This is a genomic window from Paenibacillus sp. FSL H7-0943 (assembly GCF_037963265.1).
In the GTDB taxonomy this organism is placed as follows: domain Bacteria; phylum Bacillota; class Bacilli; order Paenibacillales; family Paenibacillaceae; genus Paenibacillus_AQ; species Paenibacillus_AQ odorifer.
In genome coordinates, this window is the sequence record NZ_CP150148.1 from 1,900,760 (window position 1) to 1,927,349 (window position 26,590).

Here is a 26,590-nt window from a genome sequence, read left to right on the forward strand (position 1 = left end):
TTCTATCCTCCATATCTCATCATATTAATTGCCGGATGTATTGCTGGTGTCTGGATCTGTACCAGAAGTAGAGTTGCTGTTCGAAGTCGTTGATGCCGCCTGATAAGTGACAACATAGGTTTGTGTTCCCAGCAGATTTCGATGGCCTTGGAATTCGTCGTATAGATTCAACCGGATTGCGCCGCCACCCAGTGTTTTGTACAGGCTGCTTGTGAAGGTTGTGGTGTACGACTTGAAGTTACCTAATTGTAGATCTGTGCCAAGCGTTAATGTTTTTTCCATGCTTTGTCCTAAGGGGTCAATCAGCTCCAACACCAGTTTGTGCTCATAGGTGCCTGATTCATAAAGCGTGCTGGCTGACATGTTGTAGGTTAGTGCAGTGCTGAGCGTATCTTTACCAGCGGTGACGGTGGCGACTGCATTTGTAACGGATAGAGTATAAGGAAACATTTCCACGTTCAAAAGATTGCCTTTGGGCTCCACCCCCAACTGGTTCAGTCCAAGCGATACCGTATTGATGTAACCCGTCGATTGACCGCCAGGAGCGGTAAGCTTGCCTTCAGAAACACCCTCCCCGATGTAAAGGACAAGGTTCGCTGGATCTATACCGAGAGGGAGCTTACTCCAGAGGGTGACCAGACTTTTTCCGTTAGGACTGGTGGAGGTTTTGGACTGGGTGACTTCGGCTTCATAATATTGATTGTCTTGTGTTTTGTAATAGGCTACGAGCTGAGCCTGTTCGGATTTACGCGATTCCTCACTGTTCATTTCTAGTTCTGTGTACAAGAGATTTGAATCTGTACCTGGGTACACGAGGGTCCGGCGTACAAGTAATTCCGCTTTTTTACCTTCAAGCTCAAGATGGAAAGAATTTTCAGCTGCAACACTCTGTACTCGGCTGTCCAGTTGGGTAGTACTTAGAGAAAGGAAGTTAAGCTTGCTTTCACCTGAAGTTTCTTGCAGGGTGATTTTTAATTGATTGAAAGTATAGCTATAAGGAACATTGGCTACGACATACACAGCAGCCGATTCATTTGGACCGAGGATGGTTTGCGTACTTTCTGAGACAACCTGGGAAGTGCTGCTGATGTCACTTTCTCCAGCTTTGACGACACTTGTAAGCGCAGGAAGCTGAACAGAGGTTGATTTAGTGTTACGGATGTTGATTTTAGCCACGATCTGGTCTTTGTCAGACCAAGGGAGTCTTTGAATGTTTGCAATTTTGACAACAAATGTACCGTGACTGTTCTCAATGGGGTATTCCGTGTCCTGCCAATTGTTAGTTTGCAGCGTGTAAGGGATCTGATAATAGGCGGTAGGAAAAATGATCTTGCCCTCAGCAGCCGGCTCAGTCATTTGCAGCTGCAATGTTTCTTGATTGAGTGTGAGTGGTACATCTGCGCTGAGTTCAATAATCTTTTCTTCAAGCGGTTTCAATGTTAGGCTGGCAAAACCCTTCGTATCTACCGGAAAGCTATACCCTTCAGCGGCTTTAATAGCAAGTTCATAGGCAGGCACATTCACTGCTTTGTTGCCGCTATTTTTGATGCGGAACTGTAGTGTCCACTTTGCGTTGCCATTGTCAGCATAGACGTTAGCCGTTTTCAGCTGTGTTTCGACTGTATTATTGCTGATTGTAAGCTTCTTCGTGACATTGCTGGCTACGACAAGATCCGGTGTTGTTGCAGCGGGGAGATTGTAGGCGACAACCGGCAACGCTATTTTTAATGAGGCATCTTCTCCGGCAAATTGCAGCGCCATGTTGTCTGTCTTCATATAAGAAGGGATTTCCGTCAAATAGTAGATCGTCTTCTTTTCCTGAGGCTGTACTTTATAGCTGGTGCTGGTGTCATCAAGTGCGAGTTCAAATACAGATCCTCCAGCGGAAGCGAGGTATCCTTTAAGTCCAGTATCACTGAGTACCTTGGTTCCTTGATTAGTGAAGCTAACGCCAACCTTGGCATAGACCTTACCGTTATATTTATAAATTTGCAGGCTCTCTGCCTTGGTGGTTACAGGGAGATTGTTTAGGGTGATCTTTTTACTCTGCCCTCTGGCGACAGCTTGTGAATATCCTGTTGGTACGGTGAAGTTCCCTAGCTTTTTTTGATAATCGGTGGTGTTGAAGTCCCATCCGTACAATGAAATTTTGACCCCGTTTAAAGAGGTGGCTTTGCCGATGTTTACATAGTAGGTGATAGATTGACTGCTTTTCGCGGCAATGGATTTGATGGTTGCACTGCTGGTAATAGGGCTTCCTTGAATAACTGTACCGCCGCTAGTAGTTACTTTGGAGAAAAAGTCCACCAGATTGAGGCTAGCGTTGCTTCCATTAGAGTAGCTGAGTGTGTATGTAAGAATATTTCCAACATCCTGAGTTAATAAGCTGACATCCGTCAGCTTTGCGCTGATGTTAGTCTTCAAGGCTATGGAGCCGAGTTTATCCAGAGCGGATACAGTAGCTGTTGTTGCTACTTTGGTGGATGTAGTCCCGGCCGAAGCGGCATGAGCTCCATACGCTGCAGATTGGCTAAGCACAGCTGTGCTTAGCAGCACCGCGGCTACTTTTATTCTCCGTACATGCATTTGATTTCCTCCCAATAGGATAGTTAATAGTCTGCGAAGGTGCACCTGAGTGGATAAGCAAGCCTTCCTAGTAATGGAAATTATCAAGCCCCGCTGAATGTTAGCTGAAAAAAAGTTGGGAAAATGGCTCTGAAGCTTAAAGCCAGCTTAAAAGAAGATAAAAATTAGCCTAATTTTGTCCAGCTTGTCAAAACGACAGATTTTGCATATAATAAAGAGACATATCTCTTGTAGTAAAGAGATACCTGACAATTAGCATGAATTGTGAAATGCAGTGATGGAGAAGAGTACACAGTGCCTGACTTACAGGGAGGATACGCCGCGGATTGAGAGCGTTTCTAAGAAGCAGAGCTGTCGAAGTTCACTCCGGAGCAGTTCCCTGAATTCCTTAAGCTATCTAATAGGGAAGGGTAGGGGATACCGGTCACAGACCGTTATTTCTGTATAAAGTGAGATAGGTATCTGTCCAGCCAAAAGAGGGAATGAAGCTCTTAAGGGGAACAGATCAGCTTGTCTAACAAGGGTGGTACCACGGTCTTTTCGTCCCTTACCGGGAGGAAAGGCCTTTTTTTGTTGAACTAGACAATGATTGAAGGGGGCTGTACACGGCCATGAAAGAGAAGTTGGAAGCATTGAAGGTTGAAGCGCTGGCTAAGCTGCAGGAGGTTATGGATCCGCAGGTACTAAATGATCTAAGAGTGAAGTATCTCGGTAAAAAAGGTGAGCTTACAGAGGTTCTGCGCGGTATGGGAGGACTTAGTGCTGAGGAACGTCCGGTAATCGGGCAAGTAGCGAATCAGGTTCGCAGTGCTATTGAGGAGATTATCGGCGCGAAGCAGGAGGCTTTTCAAGAGCAGGAAACCCAGCAACGTCTGCAGGCTGAAAAAGTAGACGTAACCTTACCGGGTCGCCGTATGCAGCAAGGGGGCATTCACCCGCTTAGCAGAGTCGTACAGGAGATTGAGGATATTTTTATCGGCATGGGCTACCGTGTAGCTGAAGGCCCGGAAGTAGAGACCGATTATTATAACTTTGAAGCTCTAAATCTGCCTAAGAATCACCCGGCACGTGATATGCAGGATTCTTTCTATTTAACGGATGACCTGTTAATGCGCACACAAACCTCGCCGGTACAGATTCGTACTATGCAGGCTATGAACGGTGAAGCTCCGGTAAAAATCATCTGCCCGGGTAAAGTATTCCGCCGTGATGATGATGATGCAACGCATTCCTTCCAGTTCCACCAAATCGAAGGTTTGGTCATTGGAAGTAACATTCGAATGAGTGATCTGAAGGGCACCCTGCAACAATTTGTGCAGGAGATGTTTGGACCGAATACAGGCATTCGTCTTCGTCCGAGCTTTTTCCCATTCACTGAGCCAAGTGTTGAAGTAGATGTAAGCTGCTTCAAATGTGGCGGCGATGGCTGCAGACTATGCAAGCAAAGCGGATGGTTAGAAATCCTTGGCGCAGGTATGGTGCATCCAAATGTACTGAAAATGGGTGGCTATGATCCTGCTGAGTACAGCGGCTTCGCTTTCGGAATGGGTGTAGAGCGGATTGCAATGCTTAAATACGGCATCGATGACATCCGACATTTCTATAGTAATGACATGAGTTTTGTGAAGCAATTCAAGGGCGTTTAGTTTTTGTGGGCGCGCTGGCTGATAGTGGCGGAGAATGGCTTTGGAGCATTCTCCCACAGGAAGCAGCGCGAACGACAGTGAAATAAATACATCTGAAACATAAAGGAAGTGAGCGGATATGAAAGTATCAACCGGATGGTTGGCTGATTATACATCGATTGAAGGAGTAACCGCCGAACAGCTAGCGGAGAAGATTACCGCTGCCGGCATTGAGATTGACGGCGTAGAGCGCCGCAATAAAGGCATTTCCGGCATCGTAACCGGCTATGTGAAATCAAAGGAAAAACATCCTGATGCAGACAAGCTGAACGTATGTATCGTGGATGTGGGCCAAGATGAGGAGCTACAAATCGTTTGCGGCGCAAAAAATGTAGCTGCAGGTCAAACTGTACCTGTAGCAATGGTTGGCGCAAAGCTGCCAGGACTGGATATCAAAAAAGCCAAGCTGCGCGGTGTCCTGTCGCAAGGAATGATCTGCTCGGCCAAAGAATTGGGACTGAATGATAAATTGCTTCCAAAAGAGCAACAAGAAGGTATTCTTGTGCTGCCTGAAGGGACAGAGATTGGTCAGGATATTTCCAAGGTCCTCGGCTTAGATGACGAGATTCTGGAATTCGATCTGACTCCGAACCGTTCAGATTGCCTCAGCATGATTGGAGCTGCTTATGAAGTAAGTGCAATTCTTGGGCGTGAAGTTAAATTACCTGATCCAAAAAGCGAAATGATTGAGATCAGTGGTCCTGCTGCGGATTCCATTTCCGTCAAGATTGAAGATGAAGAATACTGCAGCCATTATGCAGTTCGTTATATTGCAGGTGTTAAACCTGCACCATCACCGCTGTGGATTCAGAATCGTCTGATGGCTGCTGGGGTTCGTCCAATTAATAATATTGTGGACATTACCAATTATGTGATGCTGGAATATGGACAGCCGCTGCATGCTTTTGATGCAGATAAAGTACAAGGTGGAGAACTCGGCGTTCGTCTTGCCCATGAAGGTGAAGTTTTGGTTACACTTGACGGTCAAGAGCGTAAGCTAGAGCCGCAAATGCTCGTTATCGCTGATGGAGTAAAAGCTGTAGGTCTGGCCGGAGTAATGGGTGGACGGGATACAGAGGTTACTGCTGAGACGGTAAACCTTGTTCTGGAATCTGCTAAGTTTGATGGAGGAACGATCCGTAAAACCTCGCGTCAATTGGGACTTCGCTCTGAAGCCTCCCTTCGTTTCGAGAAGGAAGTGGATCCAAGTGCAGTTATTCCTGCATTGAACCGTGCAGCCGTACTGATTGCACGTTATGCTGGCGGATCGGTCCATGAAGGCATCGTGCAAGCAGGAACTGACGCTGTTCAAGAGAAGGTTCTCACCTTGTCCTTAGAGAAACTGAATCGTTATCTGGGAACGGATTTGTCCTTGTTGGAAGTGAAGACATTGTTTGGCCGTCTACATTTCAAATGTGGAGATACCGCACAAGGGCTGATTGAAGTTCAAGTCCCAACCAGACGTGGCGATATCAGCTATGATGTTGATCTTATTGAAGAAATTGCCCGCCTGTACGGGTATGACAATATTCCAACGACTCTAATTGAAGGAATTACAACGCCAGGAGCACTAACTCACAAGCAAGCGCTCCGTCGTGAACTGCGTCGCCTATTGTCACATGGCGGTTACCAAGAGGTGATGGGTTACTCCTTCATCCAGCCGCAACAAAGCACAATGTTCCCTGAGTTATCAGAAGGAGCAGTAGCGGTGAAGCTGGCTATGCCGATGAGTGAAGAACGCAGCGTACTGCGTACCAGCCTTCTACCACAACTCTTGGATATTGCCAGCTACAATACCAATCGTCGTCAAAGCGACTTGGCATTGTTTGAAATCGGCAACGTCTTCTTCACGGATGAAGAACAGTTGACTCGTCAGCCACGCGAACTGCCGGTGCTGGGGCTGCTGCTTAGCGGAAGCTTAACAGTGAAGCAATGGAATGTTTCGGCACAGCCTGTGGACTTCTTTGATTTGAAGGGTGCGCTGGAAACGGTATTTGCTCATTTAGGGCTGACCGATAAAATCGTCTATGTAGGAGATAGTCCAGAAGGATATCATCCTGGGCGTTCCGCGTCGGTATATTTACTCGGAAACGAGGGTCGTGTGAAGATCGGAACGATGGGACAGATTCATCCGGATCTGCAAAGACAGCTGGATCTGGTGGATACTTATGCGGCAGAAATTTTATTGCAGCCGTTATATGAAAGTGCGCAAAGCCGTTTGCAATATAATGAGCTTCCGCGTTTCCCAGGAATGGAGCGGGATATTGCTGTGGTCGTGGATTCCGCTGTACCAGCGGGCGATCTGCTAGCTTCCATCCGCGATAACGGAGGTTCTTTGCTCCAGTCCGTACAGGTATTTGACGTTTATACTGGTGGTAAGCTGGAGAATGGAAAGAAGAGCATCGCGATCTCACTGCTGTATCGTCATAGTGAACATACACTGACTGATGAGGAAGTAGGAGAGGTGCATGAGAAGGTATTAGCATCTCTTCAACAAACTTTTGGTGCAGAATTAAGAAAGTAGCAGGAATTGTGTAAAGCCGCAGCGAATCCATTTAGAAACTGAGATTCGCTGCGGCTTTTTCTAGGTAGAGTGCAAAGCGGAGAATATCAGCCATAATCTATTGAATATTAGGGATTTTGCCAAATGCTTACCAAAAAAGCTACAATAGAAGAAGTGAAACTAGCTTAGAATCCGCACACATACAAAGGAGGGCACAACTGTGGCTATGGACCGGACACGTGTCGCCGTGGAGATATACGGAACTTCCTATAAACTCGTCGGAAGCAGTACTGAATATATGAAACAAGTGGCCCGTTATGTTGATGAACATATGCGCACGATTTCTAAATCTCACACCAGACTGGACACACCGCGTATAGCGGTGCTTGCAGCTGTACATATGGCGGAGCAGGCTATTCAGGTTCAGGACTTCAAAAATGAACTAAACATGATGACAGGTGAACGCAGTGAACTGCGATTGGAAGTATCTCGCCTGCTGGAGGTACAGCGGGAGCGGCAAGAAGAATTCGAGCGACTAGAAGCTGCGGCCAAAGAAGAGGCTGGGCGACTGATTGCTGCTGCGGAGGAAGAACGTAAGCGGCATTTGGAGATTCAGGAGAATGAACGCAAGGTACATGAGGAACAGCTTCAGGAGGCAGTGCAAGCTGTGGAAGCTGCACGCAAGAAGCTGGAAGAAGAATTGCTTGAGCGCGAGATAGAGCTGCAAGCACTGCGGACAAGCTACGAAGAAGAGCAGGCAGCTAGTCGTGAACACCAGCGGCAGGAACTGGCGAAGGCGGAAGCCATCCGCTTGCAGCAGCTAGAGGAGCAGAAGGCTGCTCATCTGCAAGAGCTGGAGAACATCCGAGAGACGCTGACCAAGGAGAAGGCAGATACGCTGTCTGCTCTGCAGCTTGAGCTGACCGAGACCAAGTCAACACTGGAGGAAGAGCTTGAGGTTACCAAGTCTACATTAGGTAAAGAACTCGAAGATACCAGATTGACGTTAGGTAAGGAGCTTGAAGATACCAAGTTGACCTTAGGTAAAGAGCTTGAGAGTACCAAAGCGAAGTTGGGCAAAGAGCTGGCGGAAGAACGTGAAGCACTGCAGCGGGAACAAACCAAGAATAAGGAACTGCGGCAGTCACAAGGCACTCAAGAGCATAGACATAAGCAAAATATTCAAGAGCTGGAAAAACAGCTGGCTGAGCTTCGTGGTGGGACAGGGCAACTTCAGTCCAGATTACGTGCGGCTGAAGCCAGTCTTAAGAGTGAACGAGATGCAAGACAGACGCTTCTTGGACAATATGAAGCGATTGTTAAACGTGAAGAACAGCTCAGTGAAGAGCTTCACACGGCTACTGAGCTGGGCACACTGTTGAATGAGGAGCTGGAAGAGTTACGCCAGCGTTATCAACAGTCACAGAATGAAGCTACAGAGCTAAGAGCGTCACTACAGGAGACGAGTGAAAATCTGCACCGTGTTCAGGAAGAGCTTGCGGGATCAGCAGCAGAGGCGGCTAACTGGCAGGAGCTTTCGGATAAACGCATGGAAGATATTGGTGAACTGGAAATGAATCTGCTGGAGTCTGAGGAGAAATCCGTGTTGCTCCAGAAAGAGATTGACACGCTACGTGGGCAAGCCGATGGATTAGTACAGCAGCTGGATCAGGAGGTTCAGCTTCGTACAGATGCAGAACGCGAAACAGCGGTACTTCGGGAGCAAGGTGTGCAGGCTCAGAAGGAATTGTCTGCGCTTCGTGTTCGTTATGAGGAACTGATTGCTCAATACGACGATGTACTGCAAGAAGGAGAACGCCTGCAGGAAAGATATCAACTGTTGCAGGAAGAAGGGGAAGAGGCAACACGACGCTTAGAAGAGTTATCTGAAGCTAGTCGTGAAGCTGCTGCTACTGTTGCTGAGCAACAGGAAGTGCTGAAGGAAGCAGAGGCGTACGGAGCTTCCTGGAAGCATAAGTACGAGGAACTATCCGATCAGCAGCTGCAGTGGACGGATCTCGAAGCAAAGCTGCGTGAGGAGATCGACATTTGGCAGCAGGAAGCCGGTGAGGCTGAAATGAAGCAGGAAGCTATTGATCGTGAACGTAGCGAAGTGCTTCAGCAGCTAGGTGAAGTTGGTGAAAGCTATGAAATGGTTCAAGGACAGCTTCGTTTGTTGCAGCTCCAGTTTGAAATGCGTCAGGAAGAGCTTGACAAGCTGACAGATGAGCATCGTAACCTTAAAGAGGAATATGCCAAGCTACAAAATGAATATAATGAATGGATTCAACTGATCGAGCAAGACAGTTGAGTGCCGGATGCAAGTAAAAGAGCTGACCTGATGAGTAGAGAGATCTATTTCGGGTCAGCTCTCTTTATTAATGAGCTCAAATTAAAAAAACAGCCGATCTCAGGGGGAATCCCTAATAATCGGCTGTTTATGTGTAATCTATTCCACGATGATTGTAGCTCTCATTCCGCTATGTCCGGAGCCACACATAATGGAGCAGGTCATTTCGAAAGTTCCAGCTTCCTCGGGTACGATCACCTTTGAGGATTTTTTTTCATTAAGCTGCAGCTCGAACTCTGGAATAAGGATACCGTGATTGCCGTCATCATTTTTAAAAATGATTTTGACGGGAACACCCTTTTTTAGATGATATTCTTCCTGATCAAAGCTGTAATTTGTAGCTGTAATTATGAGTTCTGTTTCTGCCTCGATTTCCGGCTCCGATGTGTTAGTATTGCCAGCAGCACTATCATTGTTGTTCCCACAGGCTGTAAGTGCTATAACGAACACCATTGAAAGTAGAATTGCAAATTTTTTAATAATCTAAATCCCCTCCCAAGAAGTCCAAGCATAGTGAAAATGTGACAATTATGTAGACATCATAACTTAAAATTTAAGTAAGCGCTTTGATGAAATGTGAAAACTATGTGAACAGGCAGACTGTTCAAACTTTGTCGTAAATTGCAAAAAAATGATGAAAATATAACTAAAATTTATTATAATGAAAGCTATTACATTAACGTATAAAAGTAGGGGATACATATTACAAGTATTAATGATGCGCTAAGTACGGAGGTTTGGCACCGTAGAATCTTACAAGGCTATTGGATGGTAGTCATTCTTTTATTAATCTCACAGTTGCTGTTTTTGTCGAATATTGACCGACTCCAAATAAAAACAACCATGGATACGAATCTATGGCATTTATTTATAGCCTGTAATTTACTAATTGTGATCCTTATGATTACCGCGGAGCTGTGGCTGCGTTATAGTAAACAGTCCCCTAAATATGGGGTGGTTAGCTGCGGATTTTTAGTGTCCTACCTTATGTATTTTGTATTAGAGCCTTTTGTTGACGGTGCTCAGATGACACTTATGATGCCGATTATGGTTGCTCTTATTTATTTTGATCGTAAGCTCCTGTACATAATGGGGTTATTTAGTATTGTGTTTTATGCCGGGGTATATTTTGGGTTGGAACGGCCATTCCTACATAAACCGCTGCTTGAATTCTTGATGGTAGAGTGTGTATTTTTGGTATTTGTGCTGATGGCTATTGCAGTAATTATTCGTGCTCGTGAAGCGCGTATTAATTTAGAAAGATTAACCAAGGCGGGCCAAGATCTAATGGTGGAGAGGGCTATTTCGGATAAGCTGCTGAAGATAGACGCACTCACTGGACTCTATAATCATAAAACCTTTCATGAATATTTGGATTCATTATTGGAGCAATGTGAAAGCAACAACCTTCAGCTACAGCTGGCTCTTTTCGATATTGATAACTTCAAGCAAGTGAATGATACCTACGGACACAGGGTTGGAGACCTTGTACTTAAGGTGATAGCGGACAAGGTAGGCGGCATGATTGAGTTAAATGATTTTGCGGCTAGGTATGGCGGGGAAGAGTTCGCTGTGATTTTTACAGATAAAAGTTTCTCGGAGTCCTATGAAGCAGTAGAGAAATTACGGAAAAATATTGCTCAAATTGAACATTTGCAGGCTGGTAACAAGCCGATCACCGTGAGCATTGGAATTTGTGATTATCAGCTTGGGGATGGAAAAGAGCTTCTCTTTCGTAAAACAGACAAAGCGCTCTATACCGCTAAAAAGCAAGGCAAGAACAGAGTGGTCAACTGTGCGGAGAGTCATAAAGAGGAGATTGTGTCTTTTGCATAAAAACAACACAGAACCCCTTATTGCCGGAGAAGAACCGGAATAGGGGGTTCTGTGTTGTGAAGAGCTTTTGTTACTTAGCGGCCTCAAATGGAGTGGATACCGGCAGAAACAGGTCGATAATCCCAATGACAAGAGCTGCTAAGATGGCACCCAGAATGGATACGCTGACTCCGCTGACTACGAATTGAGCGACCCAGATTACTACCGCACTGACAATAAAGCCGACGATACCACGACCGAAAGGCGTTGCTTTTTTGCCGAAGATTCCTTCGACTACCCAGCCGAGTAGCGCAATCACCAGTGCAAGGATTAAAGCGCTCCAGAACCCACCAACCGTGAACTGTGGAACAATCCAGCCAACAACCATCAGAACAAGCGCTGCGACCACAAAACGACCAACATGACTTAAGAAATTCACTGTACTAACCTCCTTTGGCCCATGCTAAGGATATGTGCAGTTCTTATTGTGACCTTATTACGTGATTCTATGCTTAAAAATAAGACCCAAATAGCGAAATTGACCTGAATTCTGTATAATGGAAACATCTATGAAGGGAGCTGTGACTGTAATTGGACGACAAAATTTTGCATACGCTTGAATATCGCAAGATTTTAAATAAATTAATGCAATATACGCAAACCCCCATGGGAAGATTGGCTGCGGAGCAGCTAAGGCCCTCCGGCGATTTCGAAGGTGTGAAGAAGCTGCTTCAAGCCACGGATGAAGCGGCTAATGTGGATCGCCTGAAGGGCATTCCTTCGTTCGGCGGGGTAAGCGATATTCGAGCTGCACTAAAACGTGCCTCTATCGGCGGAATGCTGGGAACAACTGAGCTGCTGGCCGTTGGAAATACCATTGGCGGCGCACGCAGAGTCAAACGTTTCCTGGCAGCTATGCATGAGGAAGAAAAGATTGAGCTCCTGTTCTCACTGAGCGACGTTTTATCGGAGCAAAAACATGTGGAAGATGCCATCCGTTTATGTATAGACGAGAATGCTGATGTACTTGATACAGCTAGTTCTGAGCTGGCTAACATTCGCCGTGAATTGCGCGGAGGAGAGACCAGAATTCGTGAGAAGCTGGATTCGATGATTCGTTCGTCTTCTGTAGCGAAAATGCTGCAGGATCAGCTGGTGACCATTCGTGGTGATCGGTTTGTTATTCCCGTAAAAGCGGAGTACCGTGCCCATTTCGGCGGTATCGTACATGATCAGTCTGGATCAGGAGCGACTTTATTTATCGAGCCAGAGTCTATTGTGGCGATGAATAATAAACTTCGTGAAACACGGCTGCGTGAGGAACGGGAAATCGAGATCATTTTACACAGGCTGACGGCACTTGTAGCCGACATTGCGGAAGAAATGACCTACGATATTGATATTCTGGGAGAACTGGACTTCATCTTCTCCAAGGCGCGTCTTGCTCGTGATATGAAGGCTACTCAGCCGCGTATGAATGACCGCGGTTATCTTAAGCTGCGCAAAGGGCGGCATCCGCTTATTCCAGCGGAGCATGTGGTTCCTTTGGACGTGGAGCTGGGCAATCAATACAGCTCAATTATCGTAACCGGACCGAATACCGGTGGTAAGACCGTTACCCTCAAAACCATCGGCTTGTTGAGCTTAATGTCGATGTCCGGCTTGTTTATTCCAGCAGAGGAAGGCAGCCAGATGTGTGTGTTTGATGCCATTTATGCTGATATTGGCGATGAACAGAGCATTGAACAAAGTCTGAGTACCTTCTCTAGTCATATGACTAATATTATCTCCATTCTGCGTAGAATGACTCCTAAGAGCCTTATTCTGCTTGATGAGGTGGGGGCTGGAACCGACCCGGCAGAAGGCTCTGCGCTGGCAATTGCCATTCTGGAGCATATTCACCGGATCGAATGCCGGATGGTCGCAACAACACATTATAGCGAACTGAAAGCATACGCTTATGAGCGTAAGGGAGTCATCAATGCCAGTATGGAATTTGATGTCCAGACCCTTAGCCCAACCTATCGCTTATTGATCGGCGTACCCGGACGAAGCAACGCCTTTGCGATTGCCGAGCGTCTAGGCCTGCCTCATGCGATTCTGGAGCATGCCCGCGGCGAAGTGAAGGAAGAAGATCTGCGCGTGGAGCATATGATTGCTTCTCTCGAAGAGAATCGGCTGGGAGCGGAACAGGAGCATGAACGTGCAGAGGGCATCCGCCGCGAAGTGGAGGAGCTGCGCAGCAGACAACAGCAAGAGCTTGAGAAGCTGGAAAGCCAGCGTGAGAAACGCCTCGAGAAGGCTGAGAAGGACGCCAGCGCGATCCTGGACAAAGCGCGTAAGGAAGCTGAGGAAATTATCAGTGATTTGCGCCGCTTGGCTATGGAAGAAGGAGCTTCAGTTAAAGAGCATAAGCTGATTGAAGCGCGGCGACGTCTGGATGAAGCTGAGCCATCACCGCGCAAGAAGGCTGTTACCCGCAAGACTACCAAGGCTCCACGTACAATTGGTCCTGGAGATGAAGTGAAAGTCGACAGCTTGAACCAAAAGGGCTTTGTGGTGGAGCTAAGCGGTACTAAAGAGGCACTGGTGCAGTTTGGCATTATGAAGATGAAGGTAAGGCTGGATGATTTGGAATTGCTCTCCTCGAAAGCAACAGCTGCGCCAACGGCCCTTCGCCATGCGACAACCGTCAAACGTTCCCGTGATGAGAACATTCGCAGTGAACTGGATTTGCGCGGGACTAACCTGGAGGAAGCTATCATGGAGACAGATCGGTTTATCGATGAAGCCTTTTTAGGTAATCTGGGCCAAATCGCCATCATTCACGGTAAAGGAACGGGTGTGCTGCGCACAGGAATTCAGGAATATTTGCGTAAGCACAAGCATGTGAAGAGTTATCGGCTCGGGAATTATAACGAAGGCGGCGCGGGCGTAACTGTGGCTGAGCTGCAATAGCGGGATTTCCCGGCAGAAAGAAGGGGAAAGCGTGCAAGAAGATATTGATCTTTTGCTGGGTCATCCGCTAGGTGCCTTGCTTGGCTACTTTGCAGTGGCGATTCTTGGGCTGGTTGTATTTCTGTCTTTTTTTGAAATGGTAACGAAATATAATTGCTGGGAAGAAATACGTAAGGGAAACCTGGCAGTGGCAATGGCCACAGGCGGCAAAATCTTCGGAATTTGCAACGTACTGCGTTTCAGTATTGAAGCTGGTGTTTCAATTTACGAGACAATGAAGTGGTCCGTCGTCGGTTTTTTGCTGCTGCTGCTTGCCTATTTTTTATTTGAATTTCTGACCCCTGTATTCTCTATTGACGAGGAGATCGCTGCGGATAACCGTGCTGTTGGACTTATTGCCATGCTGATCTCGGTATCGTTGTCTTATGTAATAGGTGCGGCTATTTTTTAAATCCGTCCTTATAAGGACACCCTGCAAAGGATTATGGATCTGGACAAGCTTTGAATTGAGCAGTCCCACTCTTTGTGGGGTATCTTAGGAGGAAATCATGAAGATTCTCACCCGAGTTCTGTTTCTGTCAGCGATTGCTTTTATAGCAGCCGGTATTATTTATTTAATGATGAATTAAATTTAAAAGTGAAAGTGTGAAGGAGATTAAAAAGATGGAAACAACTGTATGCCCTTGGTGTCATACTGAAATTGTATGGGACGAGGAATTTGGACCTGAGGAGAATTGTCCTCACTGTAACAATGAGCTTAGCGGATACCGTACGGTCACTGTTGGGATTGACGGCATCGAAGAAGAAGTAGTAGAGGAAGTCGTAGAGGAACCCAAACAAGAGGTTGTTAATGACGATGATCTTTGGGGAGAGCCTGATAAAGACAGCGTAGTTCCAATCTATAATACGCTTAATCAATTCGGCGATGATTATGACTTGAACAAGTACGAAGAGAGTGTCTCAGCTATTCTGGCCATTCAGGAGGAAGCTCCGGAATGTACTCAATGCCATGAGCTCACTATCCTTGCGGGTAAGCAGCCTGTGAGCAGCTTTGAGCCGTCTGCTCCAGCTACATTAGGTAAGTCGGTATTAACCGCTCCATTCTCACTCAATGTTTACGTATGTCCTTCCTGCTTCCATGTTCAGCACAGTCTGGCGCAGGAAGATCGGATTCAGCTCGTACGCAATTTGAGCAACGCTCAGGCGTAAGAATAAGTATATAAAAAAAGGGGCGGTCCCGTAAGCTAATAGCTGCTGGGGGCGCCCCTTCTTTTTTTTGGACCTTACTTGACCGTTGTCCGTTGTCCGTTGTCGAAAGCGTGTGTATATGAAATCACTGTCGGAAGCGCTTATTAACCCGCTAACGGACACAACCGACCTTAATCGCACCATTATCCGATATTTGGAATGCTATCGGACTCTAGTGCAGCTATTGGCCTGAAAAACGCCTATATATGGGCCTCTTTCCAAGGATAGCATCACTGGAGTCCGAAACCTTGCTTTAAAGGCTAAAAACATGTAAATAACGTCAACTGAGTCCGTAAGCTCCATGGGCTGATGGATTTATGATTGAAGCAGGGAAAATAAAAAGCGGGGTTGTCCAAAAAGCAGTGAAGCGGCTGCGAGGGACAGCCCCGTTTTTATTTTCTACAAAAATCAGTTCTGTTTCATCACGTCCAAACTCTTAGAAGGAGAGGGTTTGGCTGATCGGGTGAGTGAGAATAAATCTAACTCAGGCCGATGTTTGCCGGCAATCGTATCCGTTAACAACTCCGCAGCGATCATACTGTACACCGTCCCATTGCCTCCGTAGCCCTCGATGAAGTAACAGTGAGGGAACTTTGGATGTGGGCCGATATATGGAAGTCCATCACGAGTAGAACCGAACACAGCACCCCAGGAGTACTCCAGCTCAATGCCTTTAATTTCTGGAAATAAGGCTTCAAGCTCTTCGAGCAATTTTTGACCTTGAGAAATCACCCGGACCTCACGACGTTCGGGGTCTGTCAGCTGCTCATCCTTACCTCCTGCAATAATCCTGCCTTCAGGGGTTGTCCGAAAATATAAATAAGGGCGGGCTGTCTCCCACAGCAGGCTACGCTCATGCCACTTTGGAAAATCCTTTAGAGGTTTGGTCATCACTGCATACGTGTTGATCAGCTCAGCGCCCCGGTCTTTTTTGAATTCCTGTGTTTCATAACCCATTGCAAAAATAACATCCTTGGCAATAATCCGGCCACTTTCTGTATGGCAAATCACGCCATTCTCAGTAAACTCATAATGTTTCGCTTCGCTCTGTTCAAAGACGCGGACGCCATTCGACGCTGCCTTGGCGATTAGGCTGTGCACCGTTCGATAAGGATTCGCTTCGGCATCCCCACGTGAATAAAGTCCTGCTGGTTTTGAAAAAGAGTACAGAGCTGCAATCTTATCCTCTTCCCAGAATTCAGAATCGAAGCCATTAGCCACGAGATTCTCATATTCTTCCCGCAATGCAGGTACATCCGCAGGAGTGCTGGCATACAAAAGACTGCTGCGAGGAATGATCTGCGGATCGATATCGAGCTTGTCCGGCAGGTCCAGAATGTTCCTTACCCCAGCCTGGCATAACTGATAAAAGAGCAAACCGTTCTTTTGCCCAAAGGTGTTCATACATGAGGTTAACGATTTATCGTTGGAAATCTGCAGGAGTCCAGTGTTAGCATGCGAGCTGCCGCTGCCGACCCGTCTTTTTTCGATCAGAACAGCATCCGCTCCACTTAAGGACAAGCGATAGGCGGCCATTGCCCCACCCATTCCGGCGCCTACAACCAGGCAATCACAATGAATAGTACCTTCTAGAGAGGGGTAAGTTGGAGGGTTCTGTAAAGTGCTTGACCAAGGTGTATTTCCACTATTTAAATTCATGAATTGTTCGCTCCTTCATTCGTGCCGTGATTTAGTATTGGCGGCATTTTATCGTCTCATTCGCGGTATGTTCTTATTTCTGTCATAACTCTCTAGTGCCTTTCGGCAAATAAATCGCGGGCATAGGCGGCATACTAAAGCCTGTATGAATCAACTACAAGGAGGGACTACAACAAATGCAATCAACGCAAATGCAAGCGCTAAGTGGTAAGGAATTGGAATATATCGCTGACTCCATCTCTAATGAGGACTTGCTTCTTAAGCAATGTGCAGCAACAGCTGCGACAACACAGAATCAACAAGTTCGTCAAATTTGTATGCAGCATATGCAAAATCACACCAAACACATGACTGAGCTCACTCAGTTAATCCAACAACATCAACAATACGCGCCAACAAGCCCACAATAATTGCAATATTAATTCTAAGGAGGTTATTTAATGAACGCGCAAAATACTGGGGCATTTATGCCGGATGAGGATTTACTAAACACCATTTTGTGTGATTTGAAGCGGACCGTACGCGAATATGCTACAGCTGCTACAGAATCAGCATGTCCAGCCGTTCGTAGGGTTTTTAACACTATGACCATGGACACTTTGCAACTCCAAGGTGATTTATACACGCATATGTCTCAACTGAATATGTATCCTGCACCTGCAAAAGCATTGCGCCAAGATGTGGACAAGCAGCTTCAAACCGCACAGCAAATGCAACAGCAAACCGGGCAATTTGTTCAACAAAAAACCGGGCAATTTGGCGCATACGCTCAGAATGCTCATATCCCGGCTAACGGACAACATCAGCCTTCTCATTTAATGTAACCATGATGGTTGGCGAATGAAGCAAATCGCTTCATGTGTGTGGAGATAACGCCCGTTTTTACTGGTTAAATCCGGTAGAACGGGCGTTTTTTCTATTTTTTTGTGTATGTTCTATGTAAACTCTGCCTTTCATGGAAGCTCCTATGGGGTTATTTTGTTTGCAGAGATGCACATTTCATGTCATATTAGTATTAAACTCTTTTCGCGGGGCGACGCATTAATAGCGTACCGTCATTGGCGAACTATCCGGAGGGAAGGCATGAAGGAAATGAACGAGCTTAAGAGGAAAGTGCTGGAACTGCTTAAGGAAGACGCGAGAAGATCTACTGCACTCTTAGCAACGCTGCTTGGCGCGGAAGAAGAAGATGTGAAGACTGCGATTGAGCAGTTGGAGAAAGATCATGTCATTGTAAAATATGCCGCCGTTGTAAACTGGGATAAAGTGGACGATGAGAAGGTAACCGCACTGATTGAGGTGCAGATTACGCCTGAACGAGGGCGTGGTTTTGAAGGGATTGCTGAGCGAATCTACTTGTATCCACAGGTCAAATCAGTTTATCTGATGTCTGGTGCTTATGATCTTCTGGTGGAAGTGGAAGGCCGGAATTTACGTGAAGTGGCCAATTTTGTATCTGAGAAGCTGTCTCCAATTGATTCAGTACTTTCAACCAAAACGAATTTTACCCTTAAAAAATACAAACAGGACGGGATCATCTTCGAAGAGCATGAGGAAGACAACCGTCTGATGATCTCTCCATAAAGGAAGTAATCATATGATCACGAATAAATCGCAGCTAACTGGAGAAGACAGCAAATCAATGGATTCTTATTTGGCCCCGTTGGTACAGCAAATTCAACCTTCGGGTATCCGCAAGTTTTTTGATCTGGCTGCAGGCAGTAAGGATATCATCTCTTTGGGAGTTGGAGAGCCTGACTTCAAGACCCCATGGCATGTCAGAGAGGCTTGCGTCTATTCGCTGGAAAGAGGGTTTACAGGGTATACATCCAATGCAGGGATGCCTGAACTGCGGGAAGGGATCGCGAATTACTTACACAGCCGTTTTGCTGTGGAATATGATCCTGCCAATCAAATTATAGCAACCGTTGGCGGAAGCGAGGCCATCGATTTGGCACTACGTGCGCTGATTTCACCGGGGGATGAAATTCTGATTCCGGAGCCTTGTTACATCTCTTATTCGCCGATTACCGCGATTGGTGGAGGGATACCTGTAGGTATTGAAACGGTTGGTGAGAATAACTTTAAACTTACTGCAGAAAGCTTGGAAGCCAAAATCACTCCGCGCTCCAAGGTTCTGATTTTATGTTACCCAAGTAACCCTACGGGAAGTGTAATGACCCGAGAAGATTGGGAGCCGATTGCTAAGGTAGTAGAGAAACATGATCTTATAGTGATTTCAGATGAGATTTATGCAGAGTTGTCTTATGGCATTAATCACGTCAGCTTTGCCTCTTTACCAGGCATGATAGACCGTACGATTCTGGTTAGCGGCTTCTCCAAAGCTTTTGCAATGACCGGATGGCGGATGGGGTATGCTTGTGGTCACCCGGATCTTATCGCTGCAATGCTTAAGATTCATCAGTATACTGTGATGTGTGCTCCTTCTATGGGACAGGTGGCTGCACTTGAAGCGCTGACCAATGGGATGGAAGAGAAGGACCGGATGGTGGATTCCTATAACCAACGGCGGAGGTTGATCGTCAAGGGCCTACGCGATGCGGGGCTGGAGTGCCATGAGCCGCAGGGCGCCTTCTACGCTTTTCCAAGCGTGCGCAAGACAGGGCTGACTTCTGATCAATTTGCTCAGCGGCTTTTGCTTGAATACAAGGTTGCAGCTGTGCCTGGAAGTGTCTTTGGATTAGGTGGAGAAGGTTACTTACGCTGTTCCTACGCCACATCAGTATCCCAACTGAACGAAGCAGTAGAACGCATTGGTGCTTTTGTCACAAAGCTTACACGTGAGAGAACGGATTAGTGAAAATTGAACTATAGCCGATCATACAATCCTATGGTATTATTTTACTTTGAGAGTAATTAGCCCCTATAATAGAACTTAAAAGGATTCATTTACTCTGGAACTAAGGCGTTGCTTTGAAGTTGCTTTATTTAACTTTTATGCTCTTTTGCAGCACGCGCTCAATAATACTTTTGGGAGGGATGATTGTGCTTAGCGCCGATTATTACTTACCTTCCTATGGTGGGAAATGTTTCTCTGGAAATGGGAAAATACCCCCCAAGGGTGATGCTTCTGCTCGCATACTCTCTCTGGAAGATGAAATTAGAATACTCCGCAGCAAGATGGAGCAGCTTTTCCTGCAGGAAAAATCATTCACTTCGGATAATGTGATTGAAATTAGCAGTTTATTGGACCTCAAAATAAATGAGTACATGAAGGGGCGTCCAGCTGGAAAATAGTGCTGCTGAATGCTCTTGAGAGGACCCTAGGGTCCTCTTTTTGTTGTGCACTCTTACTAATGATGGTGTTTTTGTGTATACTCTTAATTTGCTATCTTTATTGCCTTCCTTATAGCAGAAAGCTTAAACTATCAGTATATGTTTTTTAAGAATGGATAGGAGGCTTAAACCATGGCGATTTATACACGTACGGGTGATGCAGGTCAGACCTCAGTGATTGGCGGCCGGGTCGGCAAGGATGATGTCCGCGTCGAGGCCTACGGAACGATCGATGAGCTGAATTGTTTTGTAGGGCAAGCACGAAGCCTGATGGAAAGTGATAATTTCGACGATGTCCGCGAGCAATTGCTCGAAATACAGCATGAGCTGTTTGATTGCGGCACGGATTTAGCATTTGTTAGACTTGCTGATGGTGGTCAATATATGGTGACAAGTGAGATGGCTCAGCGGCTGGAAGGCTGGATAGATACTCTACAAGAGGAGAATCCGCCACTTGAGAAATTTATCCTGCCAGGAGGTAGTCAGCTGGCTTCGGTTCTACATGTATGCCGCACGGTTTGCCGTCGTGCAGAACGCCGGGCGGTTACCTTAGGGCGAACTGCGGACATTAACCCAGAAGCGGTGATTTATCTCAATCGATTGTCGGATTATTTTTTCGCTTTGGCTAGAACGGCTAATACACGGTCAGGGATTACTGATGTAGAATACATCCGCAGTAAAAAGGTGTTCCGAGACTAATATGACAAGCTATTATTCACCCATTACTTATATCATACCGCCTGAAGAGGATGACTTCCTGCTGAAGACCATCCTGCACAAACGGATGGATGTCTCACGCAAGCTGCTCTCTCGCCTGAAGCAGACGGAGCAAGGCATTACATTAAACGGTGAACGTGTATACATTAGTGTGCATGTAAAGGCAGGAGATACCGTGCAGATTCGCATGGAAACGGAGACTTCGGATGATATTTTGCCGCAGCCGATTCCATTTGAGATTTTATTTGAAGATGAACATCTGCTAGTGGTTAACAAGGCAGCGGGAATTATAGTTCATCCCACCCATGGACATTACACCGACACGCTTGCCAATGGCGTGGTTTATTATTGGGCACAGAAGAATGAACGCTTCCGTTTCCGGCCTGTTCATCGTCTGGATCAGGAGACCTCCGGTGTGTTAGTGATCGCCAAAAATCCTTACAGCCATCAGCATATTTCCGAGCAGATGATCGCCGGTACTGTGGATAAGCGTTACGCTGCATTTGTTCACGGGGTTCCTGCGGAGTTATCCGGCGATATCGACGGCCCTATCGATCGTGATCCTGAGGAGCCACATCGGCGTATCGTGACACCGGATGGATATCCTTCCCTAACCCGATATGAGGTTAAGCAGGTGTATTCAGCTGGCTCTAGAGTTGAACTAAAGCTGGAGAGTGGGCGTACGCATCAGATTCGGGTCCATATGACCTCAATCGGCTGTCCGCTGATTGGGGACAGCATGTACCGTCATGAGCTGTACAATCTACCAGAATTGACTTCAACTCAAAGCGAGCAATTAGAGACCGTTGCAGCACTCGATGCTTCCATACCGCGTCAGGCACTGCACGCAGTCCGTCTGACGTTCAAGCACCCGGTGCTTCTGCAAGAAATGATTTTCGAGGCCCCGTTGCCACCTGATATGGCAGACTTGGAGAAAATATTGGAGCAAGGTCCGACAGCGGATTTGTGATAAAATTATAATTCAGGCGATGGAGTGGCGAAGGGGAAGCTTGGAACTGTAGGAGCGATAGCGACCGCCCTTGTCTGCGGATTTCAACCTCGTTTAACGGTGAAATTGAAGAAATCTGTAGACAACAGCGGCCAGAAATCCAAACATTCCCCGTAGTTACGATATTATTAGCCGATTATTAAAGGAGCACAGCATGAGCAAATTAAAAGTATATCAATATCCCAAATGCAGCACCTGCCGCAGCGCAGTGAAATGGTTGCAGGGACAAGGTCATGAGCTGGAGCTTCAGCACATCGCAGAGCAGCCACCTACGGTGGACGAGCTGCGTGAGCTGCTCGCGAACAGCGGCCTTGAGCTGAAGAAGTTTTTTAATACAAGCGGTGAAGTATATAAATCATTAGGTCTGAAGGACAAGCTGCCCCAGCTTACGGAACAGGAGAAGTTAGAACTGCTCTCAAGCCACGGGATGTTGATCAAACGTCCGATTGTCACCGATGGAGTTAAAGTTACGGTGGGATTCAAAGAAGACCAATATGCCAATACTTGGGCTAATGTTTAATATCAATACAACGATCAAGGGAGAGGTTTATAAGTGAGAACAGATACAACGGGCCGGGTAATGCTTGTAGATGGAATGGCTCTGCTGTTCCGGGCCTTTTATGCGACCTCTTATGGAGGATATATTCGCAAGACAAAAGAAGGTTTACCGACGAATGCGGTATATGGATTTTTGCAGTATTTTTTTGATGCAGTAAGTACGTTTGAGCCTTCTCATGTCGTATGCTGCTGGGATATGGGTAAAGGAACGTTCCGTACCGAGAAATATGATGGATACAAATCCAACCGGATCGAAGCTCCGCTGGAATTAATTCCGCAATTTGATCTAGTAAAAGAAGTAGTGGCTGAGCTAGGTGTGCCAAACATCGGTCTTGCCGGCTATGAAGCAGATGATTGCATTGGTACGCTAGCATCCTGTTACAGCGATAATTCTGAGGTTTACATTCTGACGGGTGACCATGATATGCTGCAGCTTATTGATGAGAATGTTAAGGTCGTCATTATGAAAAAAGGACGCTCCAACTATAAAGTTTATGACCTTGCAGAATTGCTTGAGGATAAAGGTCTAACCCCTAGACAGGTTATTGACCTGAAGGGCTTTATGGGCGATACAAGTGATAATTACCCTGGTGTAAAAGGGATTGGTGAGAAAACCGCGCTGAAGCTGTTAACGGAATACGGTACAGTTGAAGGTGTAATTGAGAATCTTCACTTGCTCCCTAAAGGTGTACGGTCCAAAATTGAAGCCGACCTTGATATGCTGCATCTATCAAGAGAGCTGGCTGAAATCCGTTGTGATGTGCCTGTGGTCTGTGAGCTGGCGGAAGCTTTATGGCAATTACAACGGGAAACAGCCGCGCGTAAATTTCAAGAACTGGAATTTGGCAGCCTGATGCATTTGATCGCTGAGGTGCAGGACGAACGGGGAATTGTACAGATTGAGTTAGGTGATCTGGGTTAAGGAGAGTGGTTCTCTTCTGATGAAAAGGTGAATAAACATAATGGCAGGTCAAGGTTACTTTCCTTGATCTGCTTTTTTTGTTGTCGAATTCATGTGGAAATTTATCAATATATGTCTTTTTTTGACTTAATTACAAATTAAGGTTTCTAATCATGGATATTGGTTTAATGAAATTTCAAAGGAAATACATAGGGATTATTTTCCATAGTAGGTGATGATGAGATGAAGATACTTTTGGTCACGCACAAGTTCCAGAAGATAGTAGGTAATTATTGCAGGCGGACCATAGACGTAGTGAACGAGTCTGAATTAGTCCTTGGAGGTATTTTGGAGTTTTTGCAAAACATCAATCCTTCTATAGACAGCATATTAATAACAGATGATGGATTATCTCTGAGGATGGAACAGAACAGGAGTGATTTAAATAACCTAATCAATTGGCTCTTATATAATCAAAAGTCAAATGTAAAGATTTTAATCCTCACCAGGCACATAAGGAAAGATAAAGAATGGGAGAATCTCAGCTATAGATATCCGAATCTCCAAATTAAGAATTACGAATACATACGCATTACACCAGTATTATTTCAGGAAGCTCTTGAGCATTTATCCGATACCAAACCTCAATTGAAACAACATTCCAGACTTCACGACGATAAGAGCAATCAAAAGAGTATAGACAGAAAAGGGTCGTTTCTGGATCGCTTTAAACCGAAACTGAAAGCCCCAACTGAATTACAGGCTACAGATACCCTTACTAGGGAGCTTGATAAGATTAGCCGAGGGATTAGTCGTATTGTAGCGATAACCGGCCATAGTGGATGCGGAATTACTAGCACAACTATCAATGTTGCAAGTGAAGCGAGTAAACGGGGTCTGAATGTAATAATCGTGGATATGGACATCGAATATCGAAGTACGAATATGTATTTTAGCAGCTTTCATGAACGAACCAAGCGGGATGAAGATATAAATGCATCTCTCATCCGAACGTTAGCAAGACCTCAGGATTGTTTGACTACGGCTTTTCATTTGAAAGAAAATCTATGGCTGGCTGGACTGGGTTACAGCTTTTCCGACCCCAAGTTAATCGAGCAATTTTACACCAGCTCTAAACTTGTCGGTCTGTTGTCCTTACTCCGAAACAAATTTAATTTGATCCTATTGGATCTACCACTGAACTTATTAGACAGATTTCGAGAAGCATTAATCCATATCGACAGCTTTGGCCTCTGTATTCCCAATAATCTATATGCTGTTTTAAGCACTCTGAGGAATGTGGAAGAGACACTGAATAAGGAAAATACGGCCTATTTGAATGCTAAATCAAAAGTAATTGTCACCAAATATAATGACCGTTCCAGATTTCAAGGTGAAATTTTCGTACCAGATAAGGTAAGTGCAATTGCTACATCCGGTCTTTTAGAAAGCTTTACATACGGAATGAAAGTGGCAGGTCATGTCTCTTATGACACGGACTTTGATACTCAGATTGAAACCGATGTGCCGCTTGTATATTCAAACAAAGACCATGAGCGGGCATATGGAAATATACTTCTTAGATTACTGGAGGGGAGTAGTTAATGGATTTAAGCGGGCTTAAAAACGCGACACCCAATAAGCAAATGTTCAAGCGGATTGCAGCATTGCTCTTTAGTCTATTGATCATCGTGGTTTCATATATGTTCATTACGAAAGCCAGCAAAGATGCCAGCGATGTGGTAGAGGTGTTGCGGGTGAAGCAGAGTGATGGTATTCCGGCTTACGTAGTCATTACGGAACCTATGATTGAGAAATACAATATTATCAAAAAAGAATACACGGAGGACATGGTGTTGTCTGAAGATATAGATTCGGTGAAGGATAAACTGTCCGCATATTATCTTCGAGAAAACAGCGTGCTCTACAAAGATCAGTTACTGGATGAAAAACCGCAAAAAAATGAATGGCTGTATCAAGTGAATGAGGAAAATGAGGTCTTGACGCTTCCTTATAATTTTCTGGAGGTTGGTGGAGATATTCTAATGCCAGGAGACCGTGTTCGTATCCGTGTGTCCTATGAGGTAGAGGAGAAGGATACCGCGGGTGGCAATCCAAACGCTATTTATTCCGAGTCCACCAATACGATCAAAAAAACTGAAGTATTGTTTGAAAGCATTGTTGTGAAGGATATGCTCAACGCAAGTAGTCATTCCATCTACGAAGTATATAAAGAAGTGCAGAAACTGGATGAGGATAAGAAACAAAATGTTATGAAGAGTAAGGATTTCTTAAAGAACATTCAACCTAAAGCATTACTTCTCGAGGGGACGAGTGCACAAATTAACAACTATGCCAAATACAAAGGACTTAATGGAAATTCATTTCTGATTACCATACTGAGCAGAAAAAGTAGTGATGTCATCATTGACCAATTGCCCACTTTGGAGAAAGAGGTGGAATCGTGGATCGGAAAAGAGGATTAGGAATCGACAGCATTTTTCAGAAAATATCATCTAAGGATCTCGTCGGTGCCGAACTTCAAGAGAATAATCTGATTTATAGTGTAGTAGGTTTTATACCTGCTTGTGATGGTGTAGATAATGCCATGCTCATAAGCAACTTAGGATATTTGTTATCTCAAAAGGGTCTAAATACTTGTGTGGTTGACCTTAAGGTGTTTTATCCAAACTTATATCAATTTCTAGATGTCCCTGCACATAAGAAGGGGCAAGGATTAATTAAGGTGTTGAAAAGCGACAAGGTAGATTTCCGAGATGAATTACAGCGGACCAAATACGAGAAGCTGTTCCTGTTATCAGCTAGTCCACAGGATCTAATGGAGGAGTATTTTGATTTTGAGTTTGGAAATTTAGAGCGTGTAATTACTACACTTAAGCAGATGTTTGATATCGTGCTGATCGACATTCCCAACAACCCTCCATTGGAATTTTGTCTGGGTGCCATGAAGTATTGTCACATAGGATTCTTTACGGCAACAGAGAGGATGGAAGCTACAATAAATATGGTGAAGCTGCTGGACTATGCTAAATCGGTGGGGATAAGTACGGCTAAGTTCACCAGTGTGGTGATGATGAATATTCAGCATGTTGAATTTGATTATAAGGTTATGAAGGATATGGGTTTTAACATAGTTTCTGTACTGCCACTTGTGAAGGATGCCGTAGTTCGTGCACATGAGGGCAGGCTGTACATAAAAGATAACCCCCTAATCAATAAATATTTCAAAAAAGAGATCCAAAAACTGGCCGATCGGTTGGCGGATCAGTAAAGGGGAGAGCGA

The 26,590-nt window shown here is 45.5% G+C and carries 23 protein-coding genes and 1 other annotated feature; of the genes, 19 read left to right on the forward strand and 4 right to left on the reverse strand.

From position 1 onward, the window contains the following. Positions 1-24: 24 nt before the first annotated feature. Positions 25-2,586: a hypothetical protein gene (locus NSQ55_RS08195; protein ID WP_076184691.1), complete on the reverse strand. Its 2,562-nt coding sequence runs from the start codon at positions 2,584-2,586 to the stop codon at positions 25-27. Between the two features lie 265 nt (positions 2,587-2,851). Further along, positions 2,852-3,137: a binding site (T-box leader), on the forward strand. A gap of 60 nt (positions 3,138-3,197) precedes the next feature. On the opposite strand from NSQ55_RS08195, the gene pheS reads away from it, so the two are divergent. The 3 genes from pheS (at position 3,198) to NSQ55_RS08210 (ending at position 9,085) form a co-directional block, all read left to right on the forward strand. Continuing rightward, complete coding sequence (pheS, locus tag NSQ55_RS08200; protein WP_076126387.1) at positions 3,198-4,232, forward strand: phenylalanine--tRNA ligase subunit alpha; 1,035 nt, start codon at positions 3,198-3,200, stop codon at positions 4,230-4,232. Positions 4,233-4,350: 118 nt separating this feature from the next. Further along, positions 4,351-6,795, forward strand: coding sequence for a phenylalanine--tRNA ligase subunit beta (gene pheT / locus NSQ55_RS08205; RefSeq protein WP_076126389.1), 2,445 nt, complete (start codon positions 4,351-4,353; stop codon positions 6,793-6,795). Between the two features lie 199 nt (positions 6,796-6,994). Continuing rightward, complete coding sequence (locus tag NSQ55_RS08210) at positions 6,995-9,085, forward strand: hypothetical protein (protein WP_339172537.1); 2,091 nt, start codon at positions 6,995-6,997, stop codon at positions 9,083-9,085. Between the two features lie 138 nt (positions 9,086-9,223). On the opposite strand, the gene NSQ55_RS08215 is transcribed toward NSQ55_RS08210, so the two are convergent. Further along, positions 9,224-9,577 carry a cupredoxin domain-containing protein gene (locus NSQ55_RS08215; RefSeq protein ID WP_254847636.1) on the reverse strand — a complete coding sequence of 118 codons (354 nt, stop codon included), beginning with the start codon at positions 9,575-9,577 and terminating at the stop codon, positions 9,224-9,226. 315 nt (positions 9,578-9,892) lie between these two features. On the opposite strand from NSQ55_RS08215, the gene NSQ55_RS08220 reads away from it, so the two are divergent. Further along, complete coding sequence (locus tag NSQ55_RS08220; RefSeq protein ID WP_076192829.1) at positions 9,893-10,960, forward strand: GGDEF domain-containing protein; 1,068 nt, start codon at positions 9,893-9,895, stop codon at positions 10,958-10,960. A gap of 70 nt (positions 10,961-11,030) precedes the next feature. On the opposite strand, the gene NSQ55_RS08225 is transcribed toward NSQ55_RS08220, so the two are convergent. Then, positions 11,031-11,378 (reverse strand): phage holin family protein, encoded by a 348-nt coding sequence (locus NSQ55_RS08225; protein ID WP_036683548.1) that lies wholly within the window; start codon positions 11,376-11,378, stop codon positions 11,031-11,033. A 152-nt stretch (positions 11,379-11,530) separates the two neighbouring features. Here NSQ55_RS08225 and NSQ55_RS08230 point away from each other — a divergent pair, with 152 nt between their 5' ends. The 3 genes from NSQ55_RS08230 to NSQ55_RS08240 all read left to right on the forward strand — a co-directional run bounded on the left by NSQ55_RS08230 (position 11,531) and on the right by NSQ55_RS08240 (position 15,106). Beyond that, positions 11,531-13,897, forward strand: coding sequence for an endonuclease MutS2 (locus NSQ55_RS08230; RefSeq protein ID WP_076126396.1), 2,367 nt, complete (start codon positions 11,531-11,533; stop codon positions 13,895-13,897). Between the two features lie 31 nt (positions 13,898-13,928). Next, on the forward strand, positions 13,929-14,348 hold the full coding sequence (locus NSQ55_RS08235) for a DUF350 domain-containing protein (protein ID WP_036683543.1): 420 nt from the start codon (positions 13,929-13,931) through the stop codon (positions 14,346-14,348). A 212-nt stretch (positions 14,349-14,560) separates the two neighbouring features. Further along, entirely contained in the window at positions 14,561-15,106 is a 546-nt protein-coding gene (locus NSQ55_RS08240) for a hypothetical protein (RefSeq protein ID WP_076301359.1), read from the forward strand. A gap of 447 nt (positions 15,107-15,553) precedes the next feature. Here NSQ55_RS08240 and NSQ55_RS08245 read toward each other — a convergent pair whose 3' ends face one another. Next, on the reverse strand, positions 15,554-16,804 hold the full coding sequence (locus NSQ55_RS08245; protein WP_339172547.1) for an FAD-dependent oxidoreductase: 1,251 nt from the start codon (positions 16,802-16,804) through the stop codon (positions 15,554-15,556). 176 nt (positions 16,805-16,980) lie between these two features. Between NSQ55_RS08245 and NSQ55_RS08250 the strand changes: the two genes are divergently transcribed. The 12 genes from NSQ55_RS08250 to NSQ55_RS08305 all read left to right on the forward strand — a co-directional run bounded on the left by NSQ55_RS08250 (position 16,981) and on the right by NSQ55_RS08305 (position 26,578). Next, entirely contained in the window at positions 16,981-17,214 is a 234-nt protein-coding gene (locus NSQ55_RS08250; RefSeq protein ID WP_036683535.1) for a spore coat protein, read from the forward strand. Positions 17,215-17,244: 30 nt separating this feature from the next. Continuing rightward, entirely contained in the window at positions 17,245-17,628 is a 384-nt protein-coding gene (locus tag NSQ55_RS08255) for a spore coat protein (RefSeq protein WP_076126401.1), read from the forward strand. A gap of 259 nt (positions 17,629-17,887) precedes the next feature. After that, the gene (locus NSQ55_RS08260; protein WP_036683529.1) at positions 17,888-18,388 is read left to right on the forward strand and encodes an Lrp/AsnC family transcriptional regulator; all 501 of its coding nucleotides are present in this window, start codon (positions 17,888-17,890) and stop codon (positions 18,386-18,388) included. A 13-nt stretch (positions 18,389-18,401) separates the two neighbouring features. Continuing rightward, positions 18,402-19,622: an aminotransferase class I/II-fold pyridoxal phosphate-dependent enzyme gene (locus NSQ55_RS08265; protein ID WP_036683526.1), complete on the forward strand. Its 1,221-nt coding sequence runs from the start codon at positions 18,402-18,404 to the stop codon at positions 19,620-19,622. A 251-nt stretch (positions 19,623-19,873) separates the two neighbouring features. Next, a complete protein-coding gene (locus tag NSQ55_RS08270; RefSeq protein WP_232061510.1) occupies positions 19,874-20,062 on the forward strand; it encodes an aspartyl-phosphate phosphatase Spo0E family protein in 189 nt (62 codons plus the stop codon). A 171-nt stretch (positions 20,063-20,233) separates the two neighbouring features. Then, positions 20,234-20,800, forward strand: coding sequence for a cob(I)yrinic acid a,c-diamide adenosyltransferase (locus tag NSQ55_RS08275; protein ID WP_076126402.1), 567 nt, complete (start codon positions 20,234-20,236; stop codon positions 20,798-20,800). Between the two features lies 1 nt (position 20,801). Then, on the forward strand, positions 20,802-21,788 hold the full coding sequence (locus tag NSQ55_RS08280) for an RluA family pseudouridine synthase (protein WP_076206337.1): 987 nt from the start codon (positions 20,802-20,804) through the stop codon (positions 21,786-21,788). 193 nt (positions 21,789-21,981) lie between these two features. Continuing rightward, positions 21,982-22,347, forward strand: a complete 366-nt coding sequence (locus tag NSQ55_RS08285; protein ID WP_339172555.1) for an arsenate reductase family protein — start codon at positions 21,982-21,984, stop codon at positions 22,345-22,347. 60 nt (positions 22,348-22,407) lie between these two features. Continuing rightward, positions 22,408-23,307, forward strand: coding sequence for a 5'-3' exonuclease H3TH domain-containing protein (locus NSQ55_RS08290; protein WP_076126491.1), 900 nt, complete (start codon positions 22,408-22,410; stop codon positions 23,305-23,307). Between the two features lie 294 nt (positions 23,308-23,601). Beyond that, a complete protein-coding gene (locus tag NSQ55_RS08295; protein WP_339172558.1) occupies positions 23,602-24,891 on the forward strand; it encodes an AAA family ATPase in 1,290 nt (429 codons plus the stop codon). Continuing rightward, positions 24,891-25,772, forward strand: coding sequence for a hypothetical protein (locus NSQ55_RS08300; RefSeq protein ID WP_076281084.1), 882 nt, complete (start codon positions 24,891-24,893; stop codon positions 25,770-25,772). The genes NSQ55_RS08295 and NSQ55_RS08300 overlap by 1 nt, the downstream gene beginning before the upstream one ends. Then, on the forward strand, positions 25,751-26,578 hold the full coding sequence (locus tag NSQ55_RS08305; protein ID WP_076301354.1) for a hypothetical protein: 828 nt from the start codon (positions 25,751-25,753) through the stop codon (positions 26,576-26,578). Before NSQ55_RS08300 ends, NSQ55_RS08305 begins: the two co-directional genes overlap by 22 nt. Positions 26,579-26,590 lie beyond the last annotated feature (12 nt).